This window comes from Clostridioides sp. ES-S-0049-02 (genome assembly GCF_020658465.1).
Classification (GTDB): Bacteria; Bacillota; Clostridia; order Peptostreptococcales; family Peptostreptococcaceae; genus Clostridioides.
Genome location: NZ_JACVWG010000002.1, coordinates 1 through 26,177, shown reverse-complemented (window position 1 = coordinate 26,177; position 26,177 = coordinate 1). Strand labels below are relative to the sequence as shown.

The following is a 26,177-nucleotide window of genomic DNA, read 5'->3' as shown; positions in this document are numbered from 1 at the left end:
ATAAGATATAAGTATTTTATTTGTCTTTAAAATTATGCATACAAATCTATACAAATCATGTAAAGCTTAAAATACTATATTAAAAACAACTTCTAAAAAGGGGCTGTCTCAAAATAGGGATAAGTCTCTTTTTCATTGTTTAAATAATGAAAATATATTTGATTTCATACAAAAAAAGAGTGCCTCATGAACCAAAAAGCTCATTTTGAGACATCCTCTTTCTATTGTGCATATAAAAAAATATCTTTTTATGCTACATTTAATTATTATTTAGCTTGAATTATATTTAACCATTATTCAGTTTCTATTATATTTAATTACTATTCAGCTTCCCTAATTCTTTCAACAATACTATCCTTAGAAACATTATGATAAACTATTAAAGGCACTATAGACGTTATCAAAAATACTATTAATATACTTATTATAAGCGCCCCTAATGGATAAGCATACACAGAATATCTTAATTTCATAATATTAAACCCTAAAAATGTTGCGATACTTCCAAAAGTAAGATTTACAATAGTTATTATCACCCCATAATAAAAACCTTCAAGCATTATCATTCTTTGAAGCTGTTTTCTTGTCATTCCTACTGCCTCAATCATTGCAAACTCTTGTTTACGAGACATTATATTTGTTATCATAGTATTTATAAAGTTTAGCACTCCAATCAATCCTATTATAAATACCGCACTCATACCTACAATCTTTATAACCTTTTGACTCTCTCTTGCCTCTTCTATATAGATATTTTTTGAATAAACTTTTGTATATGGATTATTGTATTTCTTATTCAAATTATTTATTTTATTTTCAACAGACTTCACATCACCATTTATATCAATTACCAGATTTTCTATATATGGCTTTATAACCATATTTTTAAAGTCATTTTCATTAATGTACATCCCCATATTAAAATTTTGTGCACCATCAAAAACTGCCATGACTTTAAACTCTTTATCTATATATCCTTTCCCTATAGTATCTCCTTTTAAATATCTAAACTTAATTTTATCTCCTGCTTTTATTTTACTTCCTTCATGTCCAGTAATTACTACATATCCACCTTCATCAAATTTTTTCTCATCTATAGAACCTGACAGTATTTTAGAATTCTTTTGAGAATATATAATATTGTTTTTTGATAGTTTACTTAATAATCTACCTGAAGATAATCCAACTGTATCTGAGGCTAAAAAACCATTATTTTCTGCAATTTCTTTTGGGTCTCTGCCCTGAAGAAATTGCTTTTTATATTCTTCATCTACTTTTTGAGTCAATATCTCATCTTTTAAATCTCCTTCATAAACTATATAACTTAAATCCTTATACACCTTACTTACATTACTCACTCCATCAAGATTCTTAATATCTTTTATAAGATTTTCGTCAATTGGAGCAACTTCGTTATCTTCAGATTTAGCAGTGTCTGCAAGTCCATGACGTATTTCTATATCCCCTAACATCATACCTTCAGCAGCTCTTTCTGGATTAGAGCTACTTATAATTGCAGATACAGTCAAAAATATTATACAACTTAGTGACATAGAAACTAAAACTAAAATAGCTTTGCGTCTATTTCTAAACACATTTGCAAATGCCATCTTATGAATTTTAGAACCACTTTTCCCTCTTTTAGACTTACGTTTAATCTTATTACTTTTATCACTATATCTTACAGCATCTATAGGAGATACAGAACTTACAATCTTAGCAGGTTTTTTGCATGACAATCTAACAGTTACATATGAAAATACAACGGCAAATACAAATATTAACGGATTAAAATATTCAAATGCAGTTTTATTTAATCCATCCATAAACTTACCAACTAGAGGAACAAACACTATTCCTATTAAAAATCCCAATAATAAACCTATTGGTATAGCTATTATACATAATCTATTAGCTTGTTTAATAATCAATTTTTTTAATTGATATGGAGATGTTCCTATTGTTTTTAATAATCCATAATATTTTATATCTTTAACAACTGAAATATAAAAAATATTATAAATTAATAAATATCCACTTAAAAGTATAAGCATTACAATTAAGATTATTGGTAATACATTTTTAACAACTTCTTTGAAAGTAGTTGCTTGTTTACTTAAATATATAGGATTTATAGTTGATTTTCCTGAATAAGGTTGGATTTTCTCAGTTAGTTTATCAAATTTAGACTGCAAATCTTTATCATTAAAAAAATTAAAGGATACACTTGTAGGAGCTACTTCATTTGTTTTTTTGTAATTATCATAGAAAGCTTCACTCGTAAATACATCATGAAGAGGTATTGCTGTAGCTGTTTTGTATTCAAAATATCCAACTAGTTTAAATTTGAACGTTTCTTTTTCATTAGTTAGTACCCCATCTTTAGTTTTTGGAATTATTAATTTTACTTCAGCACCTATTTTATGAGGTACATCTAACATATCTAATATCTTTGTAGGCATGACTATTTCATCATTATTTTTTGGTAAACTCCCTTCAATCATCTCTACATTTGCAGCATTTTCAAGACTTTTTTTATCATAAACGGTTAAATTCACTGTCTGAGTTGAAAACTCTGGATTTTTTAAACTTGCTATGTTTTTTACTATTCCAATACTGTTTTTGTCTACTGAACTATCTTTTTTTATAATTTCAATTTGCCTATTACTTAAAGCTTGAAATTGAACATGGTTCTTTGTCCCATATTCCATAGCTTTGTAACTATTAAAAGCGTCCAACATACTATATCCCACTGTAAACAATGATGTAAACAAAACTGTTGTCAATACTATTGCAAGCACTGAAACTATATTTCTCATTTTATTTGTTTTGAAACTTCTATTACTTAACTTTTTTATAATTTCCTTATTGTTATTTTGTAACATTGTTCTCACCTCTATTTACAACTTTTCCATCCTCAATCCTTATAATTCTATCAGCCATTTGAGCAATTTGTTCATTATGAGTTATCATAATTATAGTTTGGCTAAACTTATTACTAGTAACTTTTAAAAGTCCTAGCACATCTTGTTCTGTTTTGCTATCTAAATTACCTGTTGGTTCATCAGCTAGTATTATTGATGGTTTTGTTGCTAAAGCTCTTGCAATAGCTACTCTCTGTTGCTGTCCTCCTGATAGATTATTTGGTAGGTCATCCACTTTTTGACTTAATCCTAAAACTTCTATTATCTCATCTATATATTTAGTGTCTATTTTACATCCATCAAGTTCTATAGGTAATACTATATTTTCATAAACATTTAGTATTGGAACTAAATTATAATTTTGAAATATAAAGCCTACATTACGTCTTCTAAATATTGTAAGTTCTTCATCATCCATAGCAAATATATCATTATTATCAACAATTACTTTTCCATCACTTGCTCTATCAAGTCCCCCTATCATATGTAACAAGGTACTTTTTCCACTACCTGAAGTCCCAACTATAGCTACAAACTCCCCTCTATTTATACTTATATTTATTCCATCTAAAGCTTTTACTATATTTTCACCTTTTCCATAATATTTTTTTAAATTATTAGTCTCCAGTATTTTCATAATCAAATCTCCCTCTTACTTTATTTTATATATTTTTTAATTGTATATTAAACTTTCACGCTTATTGATTCCTTACTTAGATATTATCATGTAAGCCCCTATCCAATCCTCACAGTGCTGTTATATTTTAGATATGAATTATAACAATTTTGAGATATTTTGTGATATTTATTGAAGTGAAACTAAAAATAGTGCATATGATGTTATCTAATAAACACTATATACACTACTTCTAAGAATTTTTGATTTTATTTTCAAGTTATATATTATAAGCATCAATTTTAAATAAATGCTAAGTATAATTTTTCATATAAATATTAAATGTAGTTCCAATATTTTTTTGAGAATCTACTTTTATATATCCATTCTGTTTATTTATAATTTCTCTTGCTAAGTACAATCCAACTCCAATACCTTCTATATTCCCAACTTCTCTACTTCTATAGAACCTTTTAAATATATTGTTTATTTCACTCTCATCTATACCCATTCCATTGTCACTTATGATAATTTTAGTGAATATATCCATTTTATCAGTCTTTATACTTATCTTTCCTTCCTCATTGGTATACTTTACTGCATTTTCTATAATATTAAATAAAGCTTCACTAGTCCACTTCTTATCGTGACAAACTTCAATTTTATCATCTAAATCAATTTCTAGTAATATATTTTTTTCTTCTAATTTTAAAAAGACTCCACTTAATGCACTTGCAATAGTATCACTTATTCTGCTTTTAGTCGTATTCAAAGATATAATACCAGTTTCTAACCTAGAAATTTTTATAAGTGCTTTTCCCAGCCAGTCCAATTTATTTACCTGACTTTGCATGTTTTCTAAAAACAATACTTGATTCTTTCTATCTAACTCTTTTTGTATTAGAGTCTCATTATACATAGATATATTAGCTATTGGTATTTTTATTTGATGCGATATATCTGATATTAAAGTTTTTATATTTTCTTTTTCCTCTGAATACTTGCTGTTTTTAACTTCCATAACCTCTATCATATATTTAATTTTATTTTGAACTTTTGCAGTTAAAGTATCTTTATTTAAATCAAAGTGCATATTTTTATTACCCGATATAAATTCATCTATGTTATATATGATATTACTACTAAATTCAACTATGTCTTTTCTTATTTTATATACAAAAAATAACGATATAAAAAACATAGTAAATATAAAAATTAAAATTATACAATTAATATTTACAATAAATTCAGCTAAGTCAGGATGCACATATAAAATTTTGTTAGTTTGCATTCTTATTATTATTAAGGATAAACATGATACTATGAAATATATAATAGAAATGTTCTTGTAATAGTTCTTATTTAAACTTTTATTATTTTTCATCTTGTTCACCAACCCACATATAACCTATTCCATAAATAGTTCTTATGTACTTATGCTTTGATGTTTTCTGGTCTATTCTCTTTCTCAATCTATTTATATTTACAGTCAATGCATGTTCTTCCATATACTCACTATCATTGTCCCATATTGCATCTATCAATGCTTGTCTTGTAACTATTTCATTTTTATGTTGCACCAATTTCTTTAGAATTCTATATTCTATAGGTGAAAGGATTATATTTTCGCTATTTCTAGTTACAATCATATTATCAAAATTAAATTCAAATTCTCCCTCAAATAAGACCTCTTCTTGTATTTCAACATTACATCTTCTAAGCAGTGCTTTTATTCTTTGTATCAATATGTTTATACTAAATGGCTTTGTTATGTAATCATCTGCTCCTATCTTAAATCCATTTACAATATCAGATTCCATATCACATGCTGTCAAAAACAGAATACCTACTTTTGAGCTAGCTCTTATTTCCTTGCACAAGTCAAATCCATTTCCATCAGGAAGATTTACATCTAATATCATTAAATCTATTTTTTCTTTCTCAAATTTCTCTTTAGCTTCTTTTAGACTATATGTTGGTACAACTCGAAATCCATCACTTTGTAAGTTAAAACATATACCATTATTAAGCATAATATCATCTTCTACAACCATTATAGTTTCCATTTTATTTCCTCCATATTTTTTATACACATTAAATCATTGAGTTTCCTATTTTATTATACTAATTTTATTTTCTAAAAAACTATTATTCTCTTAAGTTTTCATTAATTCAAAATAAAAAGAGTGTATATTTAGTAATTTTAACTAATATACACTCTTCATTTTTTATAAGTTTATAAATATTCTATTTTAGTTTACCATAGTCTTCATCAGATACAGGCTCCAACCATTCATTGAAGGCTCCCTCTGCTGGTACTTCTACAGCTAGATGCTGAAACCAACTATCTGGTGCAGCTCCATGCCAGTGTTTTACATCTGGTGGTATATTAACTACATCACCTGCATGCAATTCCTGAGCTGGTTTTCCAAACTCTTGATAATATCCTCTACCTCCAGTTACAAGTAAAATCTGTCCACCCTTATGATGTATGTGCCATGAATTGATTGTAGAAGGAGCAAAAGTCACATTACCAATTCCCACACCCTTAGTAGTAAGCATATTTAAATAACATTCTCCTGTAAAATACTGTGCAAATGCTTTGTTTTCTTCCCCAATAGGGAAAACTGCTCCTGTACCTAAGTCTCTTTCTCTATCCATATTTAATACCTCCTATGCCTTGCTTAACTATTCTTACATTTTTAGTATACGACTTAAAGTTAACTCAAGGTCAATAGCTTTTCAGTATTATCATAATTTAATTTTTGGATTAACTTTATTCTTTTAAGTCATCATAACTTGTTATAGATTTTTTTACATTCAGTAATTGGTCTACAAATTGATTCGCAGGAGCATTTAAAATATTTTCAGGAGTATCATATTGTTGAATGACTCCATGATTCAATACTAAAGTTTTTGTACCCAAAATCAAGGCCTCATAAATATCATGTGTAATAAAGATAATCGTAATTCCTGTTTTTTTATGAATTTCTTTTATCTCTTTTTGTAACTGTTTTCGTGTAATTTCATCAACAGCTCCAAAAGGTTCATCCATCAATAAGATTTCTGGTGAAGAAGCTAAAGCACGTGCAATCCCTACACGCTGTTGCTGACCACCTGATAATTCAGATGGGTATCTTGTTTTCATATCATTTGGTAATCCCACGATTTGCATCCATTTGTCTACAGCATTTTTTATCTCTAACTTATTTTTTCGATTAAGGAGATTTGGCACATATGAAATATTTTCTTCAACAGTCATATGAGGAAAAAGAACACTTCCCTGCACACAATAGCCTATTTTTCTTCTTAATTTAATTAAGTCCTCATTTTTAATGTCTGTTTTATTAATTAAAATATCTCCTCCATCTGGCAAAATAAGACCATTAATCATTTTTAGAAGTGTTGTTTTTCCACTTCCAGATGACCCAATAACAGTTAAAAATTCTCCTTTTTCTATATCTAAATTTAGATTATTTATGATTGTTTTATCATTATATTGTTTTTCAATATTTTTAAATTGTATAATAGGTGTCATTATATTTCCTCCAATTATAAAAGTCCCTTTTTGTTCAAAAACTCACGTGCAACTTCTCTAGGCTCTAAATTATTATTTTCTACATCGTAATTCAATTTAGCCATCTCTTTATCAGTTAAAATATTTTTAACCATCTGAAATACTTTTGAAAGTTCTGGATGTTCCTCTAACACCTCTGAACGAATAACATTTCCACATTGATAAGATGGATAAAAGCTTTTATCATCATTTAAAACTACAACATCTGAAACACTATACTGACCATCAGTTGTAAATATAGGCATTACATCAATTTTTCCCTCATTGATTGCCTGATATTTAAGTCCAATATCTAAATCAACTGTGTTTTTAAAGTGTAAGTCATAGGTATTACATAGTGGAGTATAGCCATCTTCTCTTTCATAAAAATCATACTCTGCACCAAATGTCAATTTAGAAGATATATCTCTCAAATCTGAGATATTCTTTAATTTATATTTATCTGCAATTTCTTTTCTGACTGCCAACGCATAACTATTAGAAAAACCATACATCCCAGTCCACTGCATTTTAAGTTTAGTTTTATATTCAGATTGTAATTTCTCAAACATATTTTCAGTGTATAATTCATTTTTATTCAGTACCATATTCCATCCTGTCCCTGTATACTCTGGATAAATATCAAATTCTCCATTCTCCATAGCTGGCTGAATATTGGATGTTCCTCCGCCTACACCTTGTGTAATTTCTACTTTTAAATCTGTATTTTTTTCAATTAAAATATCCAACATTTCACCAAGAATATATTGTTCAGTCATTGGTTTTGTAGCAATATGAATAGTTTGAGTCTTTGCAGAGTTAAAAAAATAAGATGTAAAGATAGTTGTTATGAGGATAAGACTTCCTAGAATGGCAAATACTTTTTTCCTATTTTTCTTTTTTCTTTTTCTTTGTAAAAATCTTTCTACTAATCCTAGAATAAAATCAAATAACAAAGCCAATAGAGCAATAAGAATGCTTCCAGTGACTGTCATTACTGTGTTGTTTGTTGTGATTCCTCTATATATAGCTACCCCCAGACCACCAGCACCTATAAATGAAGCGATACCAGTCAATGCAATTGTCATAATAACCATGTTTCTAATCCCAGACATAATAACAGGTAAGGCTAGTGGAAGTTTTATTTTATATAGTATCTGAAAGTCTGTACTTCCCATACCTTTCGCTGCTTTAAGTATATTTTTATCTACGTTAGTAATTCCAGTATATGTATTTCTAACCATAGGTAATAATGCATATATAGTAAGAGCAATAACAGCTGTAGTATTTCCAATTCCAGATAATGGTATCAAAAAACCTAACATAGAAATAGATGGTATAGTGTATAGAAAATTGATAGTCCCCAAGATGGGCTTAGAAGACTTGTGAAATTCACTTACAATGATACCAATTATACCACCTAAAACAATTGCAATTATTATAGAAATAATAGAAATTGTCAAATGTTCGATGGATAGTTTTATAAAAAAATCACTTCTTTCAGATAATAGCGTTAGCATATCGTTTAGCATTACTTACACTCCTTTTATGAGTTTTACTTAATAAGATTCAAATTATAAAATTATAGTTTAGTTATAGACTGCATCTTACTACACTAAGTAAATTATTCCATAAATTACATGTTAAGGTCATAATATAAAACTTTCAAGTAGACACTAAAAAGTAACTAATAGAAAATCCTACCTTGTCAATCTTCATGAAAATAATAAAAAATGTCAGAACCGTTAAAAACTTGCTATTTAAACGGATTTCTGACACTATATTTAATTAAATTTGAATATTTATCATATTATTTATTATTGTTAAACTTAACTATCATATTATATACCCATTATATTTACTCATATATCATCTATATTTATTGTATTTTATTTATTATACTATATATTTTGCTGTTAGCGATATTTTATTGTTAGACAATTGTTTTGGAGTTCCTTCAAAGATTACTTTCCCACCTTTTGTCCCTCCCTCAGGACCCATATCAATAATCCAATCTGCTCTTTTAATTATATCTATATTATGTTCAATTATGATAACTGTATTTCCATTATCTACAATCTCTTCAATTATACTTATAAAATTTTCAATGTCAGCCATATGAAGACCTGTTGTCGGTTCATCTAATATATACACTGAACTTTCCTTATTTAATTCATTAGCAAGCTTTAATCTTTGACACTCTCCTCCAGATAATGTATCCAGAGTTTGCCCTAAAGTAAGGTATCCGATTCCCATTTTTTCAATGCACTGTAATTTCTTTTTAATCTGTTTTAGACTAAAAAATTCAATCGCATCTGAAACTGACATTTCAAGAATTTCTATTATATTTTGCCCTTGAAATCTATATTCTAAAACTTCTTTTTTAAATTTTTTTCCTTCACAAATATTGCAAGTACTTTTTATACTTTCCATAAATGCAAGATTTGTTTGTACTGTTCCAGAGCCTTTACAATTATCACAAGCTCCTTCTGAGTTTGAGCTAAACAAAGACGCTTTAACACCATTTACTTTTGCAAAACTGTTTCTTATATCGTTCATAATTCCACTATATGTTGCTAAGCTTGACCTAGAATTAGCTGATACAGGGCTTTGGTCTATTAATACAGCATCTGTATTTTGCTTTAAAAATTCATGTTTAATTAATGTACTCTTACCAGCCCCTGCTACTCCTGTCACTAAAGTTAATACACCTTTAGGTATCTTTATAGATATATTTTTTAAATTGTTTTGATTACAATCTTTAACCTCTAAATATCCTCTATGTTCTCTTACATTTTCCTTAATAGAAAGAGCTTTATTTAAGGCATTTCCTGTCAATGTCCCACTTGAAAGCAACTTTTCATAACTTCCTTCATATACAACTTTACCCCCATACCTACCAGCTTTTGGACCTACATCTACAATGTGGTCTGCAATTTTAATAACATCTGGGTCATGCTCAACAACTATAATTGTATTTCCTTTATCACGTAATTTTCTTAGAAGATTATTTAATTTATAAACATCTCTTGGATGAAGACCTATACTTGGCTCATCAAAAATATACATCAAATCTACAAGGTTACTATTTAAATATTTTACCATCTTTACACGCTGAGATTCTCCACCTGATAGTGATGATGTTTCCCTATCTAAAGTTAAGTACCCTAGACCTATATCTATGATGTTATTTAGTTTTTCTAGTATTCCTTTAAGTAGAGGTTGTGCTTCTGGCTCATTTATATCTTTAATAACCTTAACTAATTCATCAAGTTGCATACTTGTCAAGTCTGCAATATTGTAGCCATTAATTAAAGATTTATATACGCTTTCATGAAGTCTTCTTCCATTGCAAACAGGACACTTGTCTTCTATAAGGAGTTTACTCAATTTTTTCTTAGTAGTCTCAGAAATTTCTCCTTCTTTACTTAGATATAGACGATTAAACTTAACCATTAAGCCTTCATATGTCATATTTATTTTTCCAGTTTCTTCTACTGTAATCTTTTCTGGCTCACCATATAAAAATTTTTTCAGCTCTTTCTCTGAATAATCACATATTTTCTTATCAATATTAAAGTATCCTGATTCGGCAAATATATTCCAGTGCCAAGAACCCACTCCGAAACCTGAAAGCAAAATAGCACCCTCATTTAGCGATTTATTCATATCAAGAATATGCTTCATGTTAGGTATTAGTTTTTTCCCAAGCCCATGACAATCTGGACACATACCATTGACATCATTAAAGGAAAACATGTTAGCATTACCTATATGCTTGCTTCCAAATCTAGAATATAAAGCCCTTAAAAAGGAATTTACATCTGTGATAGTACCTAAGGTTGACCTTGAATTACCTCCAAGTCTACTTTGGTCTATAATAATCGGTGTTGATAAATTTTCTATACAATCAGCTTTAACTTCTCCATACTTAGGTAAAAAACTTCTTACAAAAGTACTAAATCTCTCATTTAATTGACGTTGTGATTCTTTTGCAATTGTTTCAAAAACAATAGATGATTTTCCAGAACCAGATACACCTGTAAATATAGTTATTTTTCTTTTTGGTATTTTTAATGAAATATTATCTAGATTATTTTCCTTACATCCTTTTAAAACTATAAATTCATTACCCATACGTTACCCTCCTAAATTGTTTTTATAGCAAATTATAGCACGTGACCTATCCCTTGGTTGTATACTGTAGGGTTTAAAATTTCATATAAAAAGTCTATATAAACTTATTAAGAGCATAAAAAAAGTACCTCAAAATGATTTTTAAAATCATAACTGAGATACTAAACCTTGTCTAATCATAATATATTCTTATTATCCTCAAATACTTTTTTATCATTAGTAAATAATATTTTTAAGATACCTTTATGTAAATTACTTTAATCTTCACTTAACACAGACGTAAGTTCAGGGTCATTTAAAAGGTTTTCAAAATAGCTATGTGCTGAGATATACCCTATACCATACATTTTTCGTTTTGAATTTACAACCTTATATTCATAACACGCACTTTTGACCTTACTATAATCATTAAAATTAGTTGCTTTATAAATAGCTCTTTCATTTCTTGGTATGTACTTTACATATTTTGGTTTTATAAAATACAAGTCATCTTTTATCTTACGTTCACGTTTAAGCTTCTTTAAAACTGCACCATTTTTTCTATGCATTATATGGTCATCGTACTTATAATGATGAGCTATATGAGTGACATCACCCTTAAATTTATGTTCAAAATCTAATATTGTCTTTTCCATTAACTTATAATGTGTCCCCTCTTTTTTATCTATATCAGCAAGTATAATTATATTTTGTTGTTTTACTCCAAGCTCTTTTAGTGCTGACTTAAATTCATTGTTCCTAAGCTCTTCCTTTTGCTTCCTAGTTAAATTTCTAAATTTAGTATTAGCTCTAAAAACGTTCACTCCAGAGCCATCTGATACCAACACAACATATACATTATCAGTTCCACATTGTTTTATTGCATTAACAATAGCACTTCCTCCCCATAAGACTTCATCATCTTGATGCTGTGGGTAAAATACAGCATTAGATTTAAATTTTCTGCTATTGCTCTGTGGAATAGGTGTCTCAAGTTTACCATTAAGGTTAATAGCCATTATAAATATCATAAACAGTATTAATATACTTATGACTATGTGCTTTTTTTTGTTTTCCATTCTTAAAATTTTCTCCTTTTTATCAATTCAAATATCTTGTAAATTTTTGTTGTAAATAGGTTAAAATACACAAATTATTTTACAATAATTTGTAGCTTTATACAATCTTTGACACAAGGCACAATAAACTAAAAAAGCTCTCCAATCGCAATATTACAAATACTGCAATTAGAAAGCCCTTTAATTCTTAAAATTTATTAAGTTTATCTTTCTCAACATATCTTAGATTTCTTTCTTAACATCTTTAACATATAATTCTTATTTTTAATGAATTATATTTAAATTTCTATATTAATACTGATATTTTAATATTTCACTATTAATGCTACTATTTTAATATTCCACATTCATTTTATTCTACATTTCCTTTAAAATTTCAATCAACTCTTCTTCACTATACATATATTTCTCGTTACAGAACTGACATCCAACTTCTGCCTGTTTATCTTCTTCTATTATTTGAGCCAAAGATTTTTTCCCTATTGCCACTAAAGCAGTTTTCACTCTTTCCTTTGAGCACTCACACTCAAATCCAACTTCACAAGTATCAAGTACTTTAGGCTCTAAACCATCTAAAACTCTATTTAATATATCTTCTGGTAAGTTTCCTTCCTTTAACATATTAGTTATTGAAGGTAATTTAGCTACATTTTCTTCTAATTTTGCGATAGTTTCTTCTTCTGCATCTGGCATTAATTGAACTATAAAGCCTCCAGCAAACTCAACTTCATCCTCTTTTGTAAGAACACCTAAAGCTACCACTGATGGAGTTTGTTCTGACACTGCAAAGTAATAAGTAAAGTCTTCTGCAATTTCTCCACTTACTAATGGATAAGTTCCATTATATGGCTCTCTAAGACCTAAGTCTTTAATAACTTTTACAACACCTTCTGTCCCCACTGCTGCTGCAACATTCAACTTTCCATTTGGATAATCTTCAACTTCTACATGAGGATTTCCTACATAGCCTTTTACTATCCCCTTAGAATTTGCTGTTGCGATGATAGTTCCAATTGGTCCACCACCTTTTATTATTACAGTCAATTTATCACTGTCATTTTTCATCATCAATCCCATTATAGATGTTGCTGTTAATGTTCTACCAAGTGCTGCTGTTGCTACTTTTGTAGTTTCATGTAATCTTCTAGCTTCTTCTACTGTATTTCTAGTAGTTGCAACAAATGCTCTAACTTGACCATTTCCTGATGTCGCTCTTAGTACATAATCTTTCATCTGTATTCCTCCACATTTTGTTAATCATACTATTTTTCTATACTATTATTTTTTTCTATATTACTACTTTAAATTACTTTAATTTTTAATACAGAAAACTTTACCTTTTTTATTTTTACCAATAATATTTTATATTAATAACACTTCTTTTTGTACACAACAATAAAAGCCTTATTTTTTACATACAAAGAATATCCTTTGACTTTCTTCATTAGGTTTTTCAAATGTAAAATCTCCATAAGATTTTATATCCCTAAATCCAGATTTTTTAAGCATATCAATTATTTCATCCTCAGTATATGCCCTTTGTTGATGTACTTCTTCAAATCTTTCAAACTTTCCATCTTCATCTTTAATAAAAAATGTCAGTTCCATTTCAATCAAATTTTCTTCATCATCAAAGTAATTTTGCCACATATAAGCTATATCTTCTCGGTTTTCTCCATACATATTATTTCCTAATATATTGGCTAATTTATAAAATGAACTTATATCAAATATAAAGATTCCATCTTTCTTTAATAATTCATATGTTTTTGAAAATACATTTTCTAAATCATCATCATAAGTTATATAATTAAATCCATCACAAGCACAAAGTACACAATCCAAATCGGATATATCAAAGTCCAGCTCTGATATATCTTGTTGAAGTAAAACTAACTCTACGCCTTCTTTTTCTGCCTTTTCTCTTGCTACACTAAGCATTTCATCAGATATATCAATTCCAGCTATATCATAGCTCTTTTTAGTTAATGGAATTGTGAGATTACCTGTACCACATGCTAATTCCAATATATTTTTTACTTTTACACCTTCATTAGCTATTATATCTTCTATATATTTAACCCATCCATCATAATCAACTTCATTCATAAGTTCATCATATACAAACGCAAAATCACTATATTGACTCATCCTTTTTATTCTGCCCCTCCACAATCTTTCTCAGCCTCTTTTTGCGTGATGTAAGCATACCTCCAATTCTTCCAGCTTCTTTAGCTGTAAGTCCTGCCCACCCACGTTCTCCAACTTTGTCCATAAGACCTAGTTCAGAGGCTATCTCATATTTCATTATATCATCATTTGTCAATATTTTAGTATTCTTGCCATTAGTTATCTTCTTTTCTCTTTTCATATTTTCTTTCAAAAAAATCACCCCTTCTTATTTGTATTTTTGTCAATTAAAAGAAATTTATACAAATAAGTAAGGGGTATTTATCAATTCATATGTTTTTAAATGTAAGTATTTTAAATTTATGACTTTTTAAAATTATTCTTTCTAAGTATGTGTTATTTATAATTTTAATATATGTTATTTACAGTCTTACCAAAAAAATTGACCTTTTTATATAAGCTATCTACAACTTATTCATTACAAAACTGAATATATTTTAATCTATTGCTTTTTTATATTTTAATAGTTTTGCATAGACATTTAGTGCATTCACACATATTTTTTCATCAAAGTTAAAGTTTATATTATGAAGTCCATTTACAAATCCTTTTTTTTCATTTCTTGAACCCAACATAAAGAACAGTCCTGGAACTTCTTTTTGATAATAAGAGAAATCTTCTGATATCATAAGTGGGTCTAATTCTATGGCCGTATCCTTTCCAACAGCTTCTACAAACTCTTTATACAAGTCCTTATCATTTTTAACAGCTATATAATCATCCATAATATTTATATTTACCTTACAGTTATAAGACAATTCAAAGCCTCTAGCAAGTTCTTTAACTCTAAGTTTCATTCTCTCATACACTTCTGGATTAAAACATCTAATAGTGCCTTCCATCTTTATATTTTCAGCTATTATATTTCTTCTAGCCCCTCCTTCAATTCTACCTATAGTCAACACTGCATTGTCTATTGGACTTATATTTCTTGATACTATAGTTTGAAGTGAACTTATAAAGTTTGAAGCTATCACTATACCATCAATTCCATTTTGTGGCATAGCTCCATGTCCACTTTTAGATACTATTTCTATATCAATATCTCCTATTTGAGCCATGAAGTATCCTTCTCTTGTACCTACATAACCTTCTGGTAATTCTGGGTATATATGAAGCCCATATATCTCATCCACATTGTATTTTCTAAGCACACCTGCATCTATCAATGCTTTTGCTCCACCTGGCCCTTCTTCTGCTGGTTGGAATATAAATACAACATTATCATTTAAATCTTCTTTATTATCATTTAAATACTCAATTAATCCAAGCAATATAGTAGCATGTCCATCATGGCCACATAAGTGTTTTACACCTTCTTCACTACGAAGACCATCTATATCAGCTCTAAAAGCTATATCTTTTCTTGGCCTTTTGCCTTCTATCACACCTACTATTCCTGTTTCTAAATAAACTTCATATTCAACTCCTATTTTATCAAGATAATCCCTTATATATTTTGAAGTCTTATACTCTTTTCTTCCAATTTCTGCAATAGGATTTAATGCATTCCTATGCTTGTAAAGTTGTTCTTGTAAATACGATGCCTCTCTCATGTAATCTCCTCCAAATTATAATTTATTATAAAAATATTTCTATATCTCTTATAATTAAAATATTATATAATATACTTTCATATTTAAAAATAAAAAACTAAATTGAATATAAAAATATTTTGCATTATTAAATAATTCACCATTAATAATAATTCCCCTGTTTCATAAATCAAAACAGGGGAATTATTATTGAAAAATTTTTAATTTTAGCAAGAGAAGAAGTGTTTAGCAAGTCCACCTTTTGCAGTTTCTTTGTATTTATCCATCATATCGATACCAGTTTCTTTCATTGTTTCAACGACTTGGTCCAAGGAGACAGAATGTGAGCCATCAGTTAATAATGCATACTTAGCTGCATCATAAGCTCTTTGAGCTGCCATTGCATTTCTTTCTATACATGGAATTTGAACATATCCATATACAGGGTCACAAGTCATTCCTAGATGATGTTCAAGTGCTATCTCTGCTGCATATTCAATATGGTCTATAGTACCTCCCTTTAAATACGCTACTGCCGCCGCTGCCATCGAACAAGCTGCTCCAACTTCACCTTGACATCCTACTTCTGCACCAGATATTGATGCATTAGTTTTTATTATATTTCCAATTATTCCAGCTACAAGTAATGCTTCAATTATTTTTTCATCATCGTATTTATAAAAATCTTGCATTGCAAAGAATATTCCTGGTATTACCCCAGCAGAACCACAAGTCGGTGCTGTAACTATTATATTACCAGAAGCATTTTGCTCTGAAGCTGCTAGTGCATATGCATATACAAGTGTTGAAAAACTTTTATCTTCTTGATACGCTTTATAAAAATTATTTGCTCTTCTTTTTAATAATAATTTACCTGGTATTACTTCATCTGTGCTTAGTCCATCATCAATAGATTTTCTCATAGCATCTTTTATAGTTTTTATATAGTCTTTTATATCAGATGGTTCACATTCTAACACAAAATCAACTAAAGTTTTATTATTTTCTTTACACCATTTCACTATTTCATCCATAGTGTCTAAGTGATATATACTATTGCTTTTACTGTTTCTTTGACCTTCTTCTGCTATAGTTCCTCCACCAACAGAATATACAGTCCATTCAGCTGTCACATTTCCATCTTTATCTAAAGCTTCAAACTTCATTCCATTTGGATGAAAATCTTTTATTATATCTTCCTCCCAAACGATTTCAACTTTCTTTGGAGCTATAGTTTTTTCAATTATATAATCTGTTAAGTGACCTTTTCCTGTAGCAGCTAAACTACCATATAATATTGCTCTAAAACTTTCTGCATCTGGATTTTCATTTTTAAATCTTTCCGCTGCTCTTTGTGGCCCCATAGTATGAGAACTTGAAGGTCCACTTCCTATTTTAAAAAGTTCCTTTAAAGTATCCATATTATTCCTCCTAAATTTTCTATGTTAATGCTTATTATTTATTTTTACGCACATATTTATTATAACCTAAATATATTAATTATTAGTTATTAAATTCGCATAAAATTTATTTTTTATTTCCATTTTGGTATATTTTATTAAATTAATATGCATATTTTGAGAATAAAACATTTATTTTAAATTTTTTTAATATTAATATAATATAAATATCTTACTTTATACAGTTAAGATATTAACTATACCTATTAAAATTAATTAATTTGTACTATAATTATTATTGTACTTAAAAAATTAAATTTAAATAAAAAAGGAGATTTGATTATATGTTATTTAAAGGTTCTGCTGTTGCTTTAGTTACCCCATTTATGGAGGATAACAATGTCAACTTTGAAAAATTAGGTGAATTAATCGAATACCATATTGAAAATGACACAGATGCACTAGTTGTTTGTGGAACAACAGGTGAAGCTACTACTATGAGTGAATCTGAGATTTTTGCTGTAATAAAATATACAGTTGAAAAAGTCAACAAGAGAATACCAGTTATAGCAGGTACTGGTTCAAACAATACTATGTTGTCTGTTCATATGAGCCAAGAAGCTGAAAAATTGGGAGTGGATGGTCTTTTAATCATAACTCCTTACTATAATAAGACTAATGAAAAAGGTCTTAAACTTCACTTTGAAACAATAGCAAAAAGCGTTAAATTACCAATTATTTTATATAATGTACCAGGAAGAACTAAGGTAAATATAAAGCCATCTGTTGTGGCTGAGCTTGCTAAAATAGATAATATAGTTGCTGTGAAGGAAGCTAGTGGAGATTTAGCTCAGGTTGCAGAAATAGCTAAATTAGTGCCTAAAGACTTCGCTATATACTCCGGTAATGATGATACTATACTACCTCTATTATCATTAGGTGGAAGTGGTGTTATCTCTGTACTTGCTAATATATGCCCTAAAGAAACCCATGATTTAGTAACTAAATTCTTTGAAGGTGACATTGAAGGCTCTAAAAAATTACAACTTGATATGGATACTTTAATTGACGCCTTATTTATAGAAGTAAATCCAGTTCCAGTTAAAACTGCTATGAATATTTTAGGTTTTAATGTTGGAGATTTAAGACTTCCTTTAGCTGAAATGGAAGAAGCTAATCTTAATGTCTTAAAACAAGAATTGACAAATTTTGGATTTAAATTTTAGCAATATTTCTATAAATAAGTTGATTTTTTCTAAAATATGTATTATTATTAGAATAATCAAATTTTAATATCCTATTAACCTAGGGTAGAGGTAGCTGTAAATAAGAGTATCCAATAGGAGCTGGCAAGCGTTAATGATTGGAAAAAGGATTTATAGCCGAAGAAAATATTTCTTGCAATAATATTTTCTGGGATTACACATAAGATGTGTAATACTGTCACTTATTTGTATAGGTGATGAGCTACAGGGTTTACTTTGAGTGATAAACTAGACGTACAAAGTATACCTTTGTACGTTTTTTGTATATAATTAAAGTTGTTAATATAATATTAAAGTTTTTAGACATATAAAAATATTAACATGTCTTACTTGTATAGCTAAAATCAAATAATGTTTTAATAATTAAAAATTGGGGTGAATTTAATATGAAAAAAGTAAATGTGGCAATAGTTGGTGCTACTGGAATGGTAGGTAGAACATTTTTAAAAGTATTAGAAGAAAGAAATTTTCCAATAGAAAATCTATTTTTATTCTCTTCTTCTAAATCTGCTGGTTCTAAAGTAATGTTTTGTGGTAAAGAATATATAGTAGAAGAATTAAAAGAAACTTCATTTACTGATAGAGGAATACAAATAGCGTTATTCTCTGCTGGAGGAAGCATTAGTGAAAAATATGCTCCAATAGCTGCATCAAATGGAATCTTGGTAGTAGATAACTCTAGTCAATGGAGAATGAATCCAGATGTTCCTTTGGTTGTTCCTGAGGTAAATCCAGAAGCTATAAAAAAACATAAAGGTATAATAGCTAATCCAAACTGCTCTACTATACAAGCTATGGTTCCTCTTAAACCTCTTGATGACAAATACAAAATTAAGAGAGTTGTTTACTCTACTTACCAAGCTGTATCTGGTTCTGGTGTTAAAGGGGTTGAAGATTTAGAAAAAGGAATGACTGGTAATCCTACTGGATTCTATCCACATCAAATTTCTTATAACTGTCTTCCTCATATAGATTCATTTACTGAAAATGGATATACTAAGGAAGAAATGAAAATGGTAAACGAAACTATGAAAATACTTGATAACTACGACTTAAAAATAACTGCAACTACTGTAAGAGTTCCAGTAAAAAATGGTCATAGTGAATCTATAAACATTGAGTTTAATAATCCATTTGAATTAGAAGACTTGGTAAAAACACTTGAAGAAGCTCCAGGAGTTGTAGTAGTTGATAATCCTGCTAAAAATGAATATCCAACTGCTGTAGAATTTGATGATAGAGATGAAGTGTTTGTTGGAAGAATTAGAAGAGACTTTAGTGTTGATAATGGTGTAAACCTTTGGGTTGTTGCTGACAATATAAGAAAAGGTGCTGCAACTAATGCAATCCAAATAGCTGAAATGGCTATATCATATGATTTAGTATAGTATACAAATTTGTATAAATATATGATTTTGTAAAATATTAATAATAAGTAAAGATAAGCATTAGAAGTAACTGTAATATAAAACACAAAACTAAAAAAGAGGGGATTGATTTTTTATGATATTTAAAGGTTCTGCTGTTGCTCTAGTTACTCCATTTACAAAGGATAGCAAAGTTGATTTTGACAAATTAGGTGAATTAGTTGAATACCAAATCGCTAACGGTACTGATGCTATAGTAGCTTGTGGTACTACTGGTGAAGCTAATACTATGACTGATGAAGAACAACTTGCTACTATTAAGTATGTTGTTGAAAAAGTTAATAAAAGAGTTCCTGTTATCGCAGGAAGTGGTTCTAATGATACTATGCACTCAGTTAATTTAAGTCAAGAAGCTGAAAAATTAGGAGTAGATGCTCTATTAATAATAACTCCTTATTACAATAAAGCCAATAAAGCTGGACTTAAACGTCATTTTGAAACAATCGCTAACAGTGTTAAACTTCCAATTATACTTTACAATGTACCTGGAAGAACTTGTGTTAATATAAGCCCTAGTCTCATAGTTGAACTTGCTAAGATAGATAATATAGTTGCTGTAAAGGAAGCTAGTGGGGACTTAGGACAAGTTGCAGAAATAGCTAGCTTAGTTCCAGACGACTTTGCTATCTACTCTGGTAATGATGATACTATACTTCCTTTATTGTCTTTAGGAGGTCAAGGAGTTATATCAGTACTTGCTAATGTTTGCCCTCAAGAAACACACGATTTAGTGGCTAAATTCTTTGAAGGCGATATAGAAGGTTCTAGAAAATTACAACTTGGTATGGATGCTTTAATCGCTGCTTTATTTATAGAAGTAAATCCTATACCAGTTAAGACTGCAATGAATTTATTAGGATTCAATGTTGGAGATTTAAGACTTCCTCTAGCAGAAATGGACCCAGCAAACTTAGAGGTATTAAAGAAAGAATTAGTTAACTTTGGACTAAAAGTTAATGCATAGTACAAATTAATGCATGATAAAAGACTAAGTTTGGTCAAAAGTTAGCCCTTAATCATAGGAGGAAATTATGTTAAAAGTTATAGCAACTGGTTATGATGGAAAAATGGGCAAGATTTTAGCCGATACTATAAGAGATGATAGTGAACTAGAATTAGTTTGTGTTGCAGCTAGAGGTATGGATAGCTGTGAAGGCAATCTTAAAATTTATGAAGATATGAATACTATAGTTGAAGAAGCTGATGTAGTTATAGATTTTTCTCATCACTCTAATTTAGATAATATTTTATCTTATGTTTTAAAAACTAAAACTCCTTTAGTAATTGCTACTACTGGATATAATGATGAAGAAATTAATAGAATACATGAAGCGGCTAAAGTTATTCCTGTATTCCAATCATATAATATGTCTCTTGGTGTAAATGTATTAGTGAAATTGGTTAAAGATGCAGCTAAATTATTAGAAGGATTCGATATAGAAATAATAGAAAAACATCACAACAGAAAAGTAGATGCCCCAAGTGGTACAGCTGTTATGATTGCTAACGCTATAAAAGAGGTTTTACCAAACGTTGAAAATAATTATGGTAGATATGGGCGTAGTGCAAAAAGACAACCAAATGAGGTTGGTATCCACGCTATAAGAGGTGGAAATATCGTTGGTGAACATGATGCTCTATTTGCTGGAGATAATGAAGTCCTTACAATAAGTCATCAAGCTCAATCTCGTGGTATTTTTGCAAGTGGTTCTATAGCTGCTGCTAAATACTTGGTTAAACAAAAACCAGGATTTTATAACATGGATAGCATGTTAGGATAGTAAAAATCTATATCACAAGTAAAAAATATAAACAAGTAAAAATATATGATATAACAAATAAATTTACTCAATATTATGCTAAAATAATAATGCTATTAAAAAATAAATAGTAGTAAGTATATACTAAAGTTGATAAATTAGTATATCTGAGTATATAATAAAAGAAATATAATGAAATACAAGGAGAATTAACAAATGGTAAATTTAAACGATGCTTATAAAATAGCAAGATATATAAAAGAAGTTAAAAAGAAAACACCTGTTAAAGTATATGTAAATACTAACTCTTTACATTTCCAATCAACTGATAAATTTAAAGTATTTGGAAACAATGGTTCTTATGTATTTGTAGGTGACTATGAAGATATAATGGAAGTATTAGATAAACATGGTAACGATATAATAGATACTCATGTGGAATATGATAGAAGAAATTCTGCTATTCCTCTAAAAAATACTTTAAGTGAACATGCAAGAATCGAACCAGGTGCAATAATAAGAGATATGGTTACTATAGAAAAAAATGCTGTTGTAATGATGGGAGCTGTTATAAATATAGGAGCTGTTATCGGTGAAGGTTCTATGGTAGATATGAATGCTGTTATTGGTGCTAGAGGTACTCTTGGTAAAAATGTTCATTTAGGCGCTGGTGCTGTTGTTGCTGGTGTTTTAGAGCCACCTTCTGCTACTCCTGTTATAGTTGAAGATGATGTTTTAATAGGAGCTAATGCAGTTGTTCTTGAAGGTGTTAGAATCGGTAAAGGTGCTGTTGTTGCAGCTGGTGCTGTTGTAACTACTGATGTAGAAGCTGGTGCTGTTGTTGCTGGTTCTCCTGCTAAAGTTATAAAAATGAAAGACGAAAAAACGGCTGACAAGACTAAACTTATGGAAGACCTTAGAAGCTTAGACTAATTATAAAATAATATTATTGATTAAAAGGTGTCTCTATATGAATTTAATTCATTAGAGACACCCTCTTTTTTATAGCTATTTAATTTATCTTTGTTACATCACCTTAATTTACTTGCATGCAATTTAAACATTTTTAATTTATTGATTTTCTTACACTCTAATTAAAATATCCTTAATTTACTGATTTTCTTATATACAAGCTAAGCACTCTTGATTTTATTACATACTAATTAAATACTCTTAATTTAATGATATTACTTTTATACTAATAAATTGAGCCACTATTTACTACTGGTTGTGCATCTTTATTACCACAAAGAACAACCAATAAATTGCTCACCATAGCTGCTTTATGTTCCTCATCTAAAGTCACAACATTATTCTCACTTAAATTAGTTAATGCCATCTCTACCATACTTACAGCCCCCTCAACAATCTTTTTACGTGCTGCTATTATAGCTTCTGCTTGTTGGCGTTGTAACATAGCCGCTGCAATCTCTGGTGCATAAGAAAGGTGAGTAATTCTTACTTCACATACTTCAATTCCTGCAATATCTACCCTAGATTGTAATTCTTTTTGTAATTTATCTGCTATCTCTTGACTACTACCACGAAGAGATTTTTCATCACCATCTTCAGACACATCATATGGATAAAGTCTTGAAACATTACGAATAGTTGAATCACATTGAATTGATAAAAAAGTATTATAATTATCAACATTAAATACAGCTTTAGTTGCATCTATAACTTTCCAAATTACAACAACACCTATTATAATAGGATTTCCTAATAAGTCATTAACTTTTTGCTTTTCATTATTAAGAGTCATTGTTTTTAAAGATACTTTCTTTCCTCTTGGATTAGAGGATATATCTACTTTTTCAGTAGATGAAGATTTTGATACATTAATTCCTGATGATGTTGGATTTACTGCTGAACAAAATGGATTTACCCAATAGTATCCTTCTTTTTTTATAGTTCCATAGTAGTTCCCAAATAAAACTAGAACTATAGCTTCTTTTGGATTAATCATTTTTAGTCCAAAGCACAGTATAAAATCTATCACTATAAATAAAATACTTAAAACTAACATAAACGAACCTATTCCAGTGAATCCATTGTCAAGTTTTATTATTCCAAAAACCATAACACCTATTGAAACTACTAAAAACAAGATAATCATTATCAAAGCTACTACTCCATTAAATGCTTTAGCATCCTTTTCTTGATAAGTTTTTTCTTCATTTAACATAGCCACCTCTCCCATCTTATTATATTAAGTTAAGATACTTCTAATTTAATAATATCACTTTTAATGCTCAAATTGTTGGGTTTAAAATTAATACTCTAAATTTATATATTTTTAAAGATGTATCTTTATTGATTTTAATATATTAATATTGATTTTTAAGTAAATTTTAAGATATACAAACTTATATTTAATATATGTTAAATATAAATAAAATTTTTTAATATCCAGCAAATTATAAGTTTATTATGACTAATATTATTTTATATAAATTATATTAGTGATAAAATAAACTTATAGAAATATAACAAATTTTTATTAATTTCATAGGAGGATTTTATGTTAAAAGTTATAATTAGCGGTTATAATGGAACGATGGGAAGAGTGTTAGCAGAATGTGTAAAAAAAGATAGTGAATTAGAGTTAGTTTGTGGTGTAGCTAGGTCTGCTGATGAAAATACTTATCATGGTGATACGAAACTTTTTAAGACAATGACTGATGTAACTGAAAAAGCTGATGTTATAATAGATTTCTCACATCATGAAACTTTAGACCCAATCTTATCATACGCACTAAAAAACAATACCCCTGTAGTATTAGCTACTACTGGATATGATGAGGATGAATTAAATAAAATAGAAAAAGCATCAAAAAATATTCCTATATTATTATCCTCAAATACATCTCTAGGTGTAAATATTTTAATAAAATTAGTTAAAGATGCATCAAAAATGTTAGAAGGCTTTGATATTGAAATCATAGAAAAGCATCATAACAGAAAGGAAGATGCTCCTAGTGGTACTGCTAATATGATAGCCAATGCAATTAAAGAGGTCTTACCTGAAAGTGAAAATAGATATGGAAGATATGGTAGAGATTGTAAAAGGAAATCAAATGAAATTGGAATACACTCTATAAGAGGTGGTAATATAATCAGTGACCATGATGTTATATTTGCAGGTGATAATGAAGTTCTTACATTAAGTCACCATTCTCAATCTGATGAAGTCTTTGCAGATGGTTCTATAGTTGCCGCTAAATTTTTAGTTGGTAGAAAGTCTGGGCTTTATAAAATGTCAGATATATTAGGATAATTTTTTTATACATAATAAATCTCAATCTATTTATAAATAGATTGAGATTTTTTAATATACTTTCTAAAAAATTATAACCTCTACATCATTTTCTTTCTTGTTAACAGCACTTTTCAGTTAATATTTTACCTACTGTTATACATTACTATATTTGCTATTTTATATTTTTTCCCCTATGGCAAATTATTGTATTCTATATACTGAGACAAATCCAGCCGCTGAAGTCCCTGATGTAGTTGAATTAAAAGTAAAGCTTAAAGTAACAGCTGCTGCTCTGGCATCGACTAAGAAATCTAACCCTACACTTACATCTGATGATGTAAGTGTATTTACTGCTTTTGCAATAAAGTTACTTTGAGCAGTTCCATTAAAGTTAGTAGTGATTGACATATATCCTGCAAGTGAAAGTGTCGCACGCACACCAAAAGATACATTGTATATACCTCCCACTGCAAGATTTATAGTACTACTTGTTGGTAAAGTTATATTAGTTCCATTTATAAATGATGAGTTAAATGTAACTAATGAGTTATTTGTTAAGGTTGTAGAAGACACTACAAACTGTGCATTATTTGACGCCAACACTCCTGTTGCTCCTGTTGCTCCTGTTGGACCTGTTGCTCCATCTGCTCCTGTTGCTCCTGTATTTCCTGTTGCCCCTGTTGCTCCATTTGCCCCTGTTGCCCCTGTTGGACCTATTGCCCCTGCTGCTCCTGTTGGACCTGTTGCTCCTATTGCCCCTGTTGGACCTACTGCTCCATTTTCTCCTGTTGCTCCTGTTGGACCTGTTGCTCCAGCTACTCCATCTGCTCCTGTTGGGCCTGTTGCTCCCACTGCTCCTGTTGCTCCTGTTTCTCCTGTTGCTCCTGTCGCTCCTGTTGGACCTACTGCTCCATCTGCTCCTGTTGCTCCTGTATTTCCTGTTGGACCTACCTCTCCATCTGCTCCTGTTGGACCTGTTGCTCCTACTGCTCCTGTTGGGCCTACTGCTCCCTCTGCTTCTGCAGCTCCTGGATTCCCTGTTGGTCC

The 26,177-nt window shown here is 29.4% G+C and carries 21 protein-coding genes, 1 pseudogene and 1 riboswitch; of the genes and pseudogenes, 6 read left to right on the top strand and 16 right to left on the bottom strand.

Annotated features, from left to right (window positions below):
• Positions 1-320 precede the first annotated feature (320 nt).
• The 14 genes from IC213_RS06415 to IC213_RS06350 all read right to left on the bottom strand — a co-directional run bounded on the left by IC213_RS06415 (position 321) and on the right by IC213_RS06350 (position 17,437).
• Entirely contained in the window at positions 321-2,885 is a 2,565-nt protein-coding gene (locus IC213_RS06415) for an ABC transporter permease (protein ID WP_227862862.1), read from the bottom strand.
• Complete coding sequence (locus tag IC213_RS06410) at positions 2,872-3,561, bottom strand: ABC transporter ATP-binding protein (protein ID WP_227481886.1); 690 nt, start codon at positions 3,559-3,561, stop codon at positions 2,872-2,874. Before IC213_RS06410 ends, IC213_RS06415 begins: the two co-directional genes overlap by 14 nt.
• Positions 3,562-3,853: 292 nt before the next feature.
• Positions 3,854-4,741 carry a sensor histidine kinase gene (locus IC213_RS06405; RefSeq protein WP_227862861.1) on the bottom strand — a complete coding sequence of 296 codons (888 nt, stop codon included), beginning with the start codon at positions 4,739-4,741 and terminating at the stop codon, positions 3,854-3,856.
• Positions 4,742-4,913: 172 nt separating this feature from the next.
• Entirely contained in the window at positions 4,914-5,606 is a 693-nt protein-coding gene (locus tag IC213_RS06400) for a response regulator transcription factor (protein ID WP_227481884.1), read from the bottom strand.
• A 181-nt stretch (positions 5,607-5,787) separates the two neighbouring features.
• Positions 5,788-6,201, bottom strand: a complete 414-nt coding sequence (locus tag IC213_RS06395) for a cupin domain-containing protein (protein WP_227433735.1) — start codon at positions 6,199-6,201, stop codon at positions 5,788-5,790.
• A gap of 115 nt (positions 6,202-6,316) precedes the next feature.
• Entirely contained in the window at positions 6,317-7,078 is a 762-nt protein-coding gene (locus IC213_RS06390) for an ABC transporter ATP-binding protein (RefSeq protein ID WP_227481883.1), read from the bottom strand.
• A 14-nt stretch (positions 7,079-7,092) separates the two neighbouring features.
• Positions 7,093-8,628 (bottom strand): glycine betaine ABC transporter substrate-binding protein, encoded by a 1,536-nt coding sequence (locus IC213_RS06385; RefSeq protein ID WP_227862860.1) that lies wholly within the window; start codon positions 8,626-8,628, stop codon positions 7,093-7,095.
• Positions 8,629-8,992: 364 nt separating this feature from the next.
• Positions 8,993-11,233 (bottom strand): excinuclease ABC subunit UvrA, encoded by a 2,241-nt coding sequence (locus IC213_RS06380; RefSeq protein ID WP_227862859.1) that lies wholly within the window; start codon positions 11,231-11,233, stop codon positions 8,993-8,995.
• Between the two features lie 257 nt (positions 11,234-11,490).
• The gene (locus IC213_RS06375; protein WP_227824468.1) at positions 11,491-12,291 is read right to left on the bottom strand and encodes a PIG-L family deacetylase; all 801 of its coding nucleotides are present in this window, start codon (positions 12,289-12,291) and stop codon (positions 11,491-11,493) included.
• A 357-nt stretch (positions 12,292-12,648) separates the two neighbouring features.
• Entirely contained in the window at positions 12,649-13,524 is an 876-nt protein-coding gene (gene hslO, locus IC213_RS06370; protein ID WP_227433730.1) for an Hsp33 family molecular chaperone HslO, read from the bottom strand.
• A gap of 171 nt (positions 13,525-13,695) precedes the next feature.
• Positions 13,696-14,442: a class I SAM-dependent DNA methyltransferase gene (locus tag IC213_RS06365; protein ID WP_227824470.1), complete on the bottom strand. Its 747-nt coding sequence runs from the start codon at positions 14,440-14,442 to the stop codon at positions 13,696-13,698.
• Positions 14,429-14,662 carry a small, acid-soluble spore protein, alpha/beta type gene (locus IC213_RS06360; RefSeq protein ID WP_227433989.1) on the bottom strand — a complete coding sequence of 78 codons (234 nt, stop codon included), beginning with the start codon at positions 14,660-14,662 and terminating at the stop codon, positions 14,429-14,431. Before IC213_RS06360 ends, IC213_RS06365 begins: the two co-directional genes overlap by 14 nt.
• Positions 14,663-14,918: 256 nt before the next feature.
• A complete protein-coding gene (locus tag IC213_RS06355) occupies positions 14,919-16,037 on the bottom strand; it encodes an N-acetyldiaminopimelate deacetylase (RefSeq protein ID WP_227433728.1) in 1,119 nt (372 codons plus the stop codon).
• Positions 16,038-16,243: 206 nt separating this feature from the next.
• The gene (locus tag IC213_RS06350; protein ID WP_227433727.1) at positions 16,244-17,437 is read right to left on the bottom strand and encodes an L-serine ammonia-lyase; all 1,194 of its coding nucleotides are present in this window, start codon (positions 17,435-17,437) and stop codon (positions 16,244-16,246) included.
• 323 nt (positions 17,438-17,760) lie between these two features.
• Here IC213_RS06350 and dapA (IC213_RS06345) point away from each other — a divergent pair, with 323 nt between their 5' ends.
• From dapA (IC213_RS06345) to dapD, 5 genes are all read left to right on the top strand, one after another.
• On the top strand, positions 17,761-18,642 hold the full coding sequence (dapA, locus tag IC213_RS06345) for a 4-hydroxy-tetrahydrodipicolinate synthase (RefSeq protein ID WP_227433726.1): 882 nt from the start codon (positions 17,761-17,763) through the stop codon (positions 18,640-18,642).
• Positions 18,643-18,719: 77 nt separating this feature from the next.
• A riboswitch (Lysine riboswitch) is annotated at positions 18,720-18,894 on the top strand.
• 173 nt (positions 18,895-19,067) lie between these two features.
• Entirely contained in the window at positions 19,068-20,069 is a 1,002-nt protein-coding gene (locus tag IC213_RS06340) for an aspartate-semialdehyde dehydrogenase (protein ID WP_227433725.1), read from the top strand.
• 115 nt (positions 20,070-20,184) lie between these two features.
• Complete coding sequence (dapA, locus tag IC213_RS06335; protein WP_227433724.1) at positions 20,185-21,072, top strand: 4-hydroxy-tetrahydrodipicolinate synthase; 888 nt, start codon at positions 20,185-20,187, stop codon at positions 21,070-21,072.
• Positions 21,073-21,139: 67 nt separating this feature from the next.
• Positions 21,140-21,889 carry a 4-hydroxy-tetrahydrodipicolinate reductase gene (gene dapB, locus IC213_RS06330; RefSeq protein WP_227433723.1) on the top strand — a complete coding sequence of 250 codons (750 nt, stop codon included), beginning with the start codon at positions 21,140-21,142 and terminating at the stop codon, positions 21,887-21,889.
• Positions 21,890-22,084: 195 nt separating this feature from the next.
• Positions 22,085-22,801 (top strand): 2,3,4,5-tetrahydropyridine-2,6-dicarboxylate N-acetyltransferase, encoded by a 717-nt coding sequence (gene dapD, locus IC213_RS06325; RefSeq protein ID WP_227862858.1) that lies wholly within the window; start codon positions 22,085-22,087, stop codon positions 22,799-22,801.
• Between the two features lie 265 nt (positions 22,802-23,066).
• On the opposite strand, the gene IC213_RS06320 is transcribed toward dapD, so the two are convergent.
• The gene (locus IC213_RS06320; RefSeq protein ID WP_227433721.1) at positions 23,067-24,056 is read right to left on the bottom strand and encodes an SPFH domain-containing protein; all 990 of its coding nucleotides are present in this window, start codon (positions 24,054-24,056) and stop codon (positions 23,067-23,069) included.
• A gap of 336 nt (positions 24,057-24,392) precedes the next feature.
• Here IC213_RS06320 and dapB (IC213_RS06315) point away from each other — a divergent pair, with 336 nt between their 5' ends.
• On the top strand, positions 24,393-25,148 hold the full coding sequence (gene dapB / locus IC213_RS06315; RefSeq protein ID WP_227481877.1) for a 4-hydroxy-tetrahydrodipicolinate reductase: 756 nt from the start codon (positions 24,393-24,395) through the stop codon (positions 25,146-25,148).
• A gap of 183 nt (positions 25,149-25,331) precedes the next feature.
• On the opposite strand, the pseudogene IC213_RS06310 reads toward dapB (IC213_RS06315), so the two are convergent.
• A pseudogene (locus IC213_RS06310) lies at positions 25,332-26,177 on the bottom strand (exosporium protein); the annotation flags it as partial.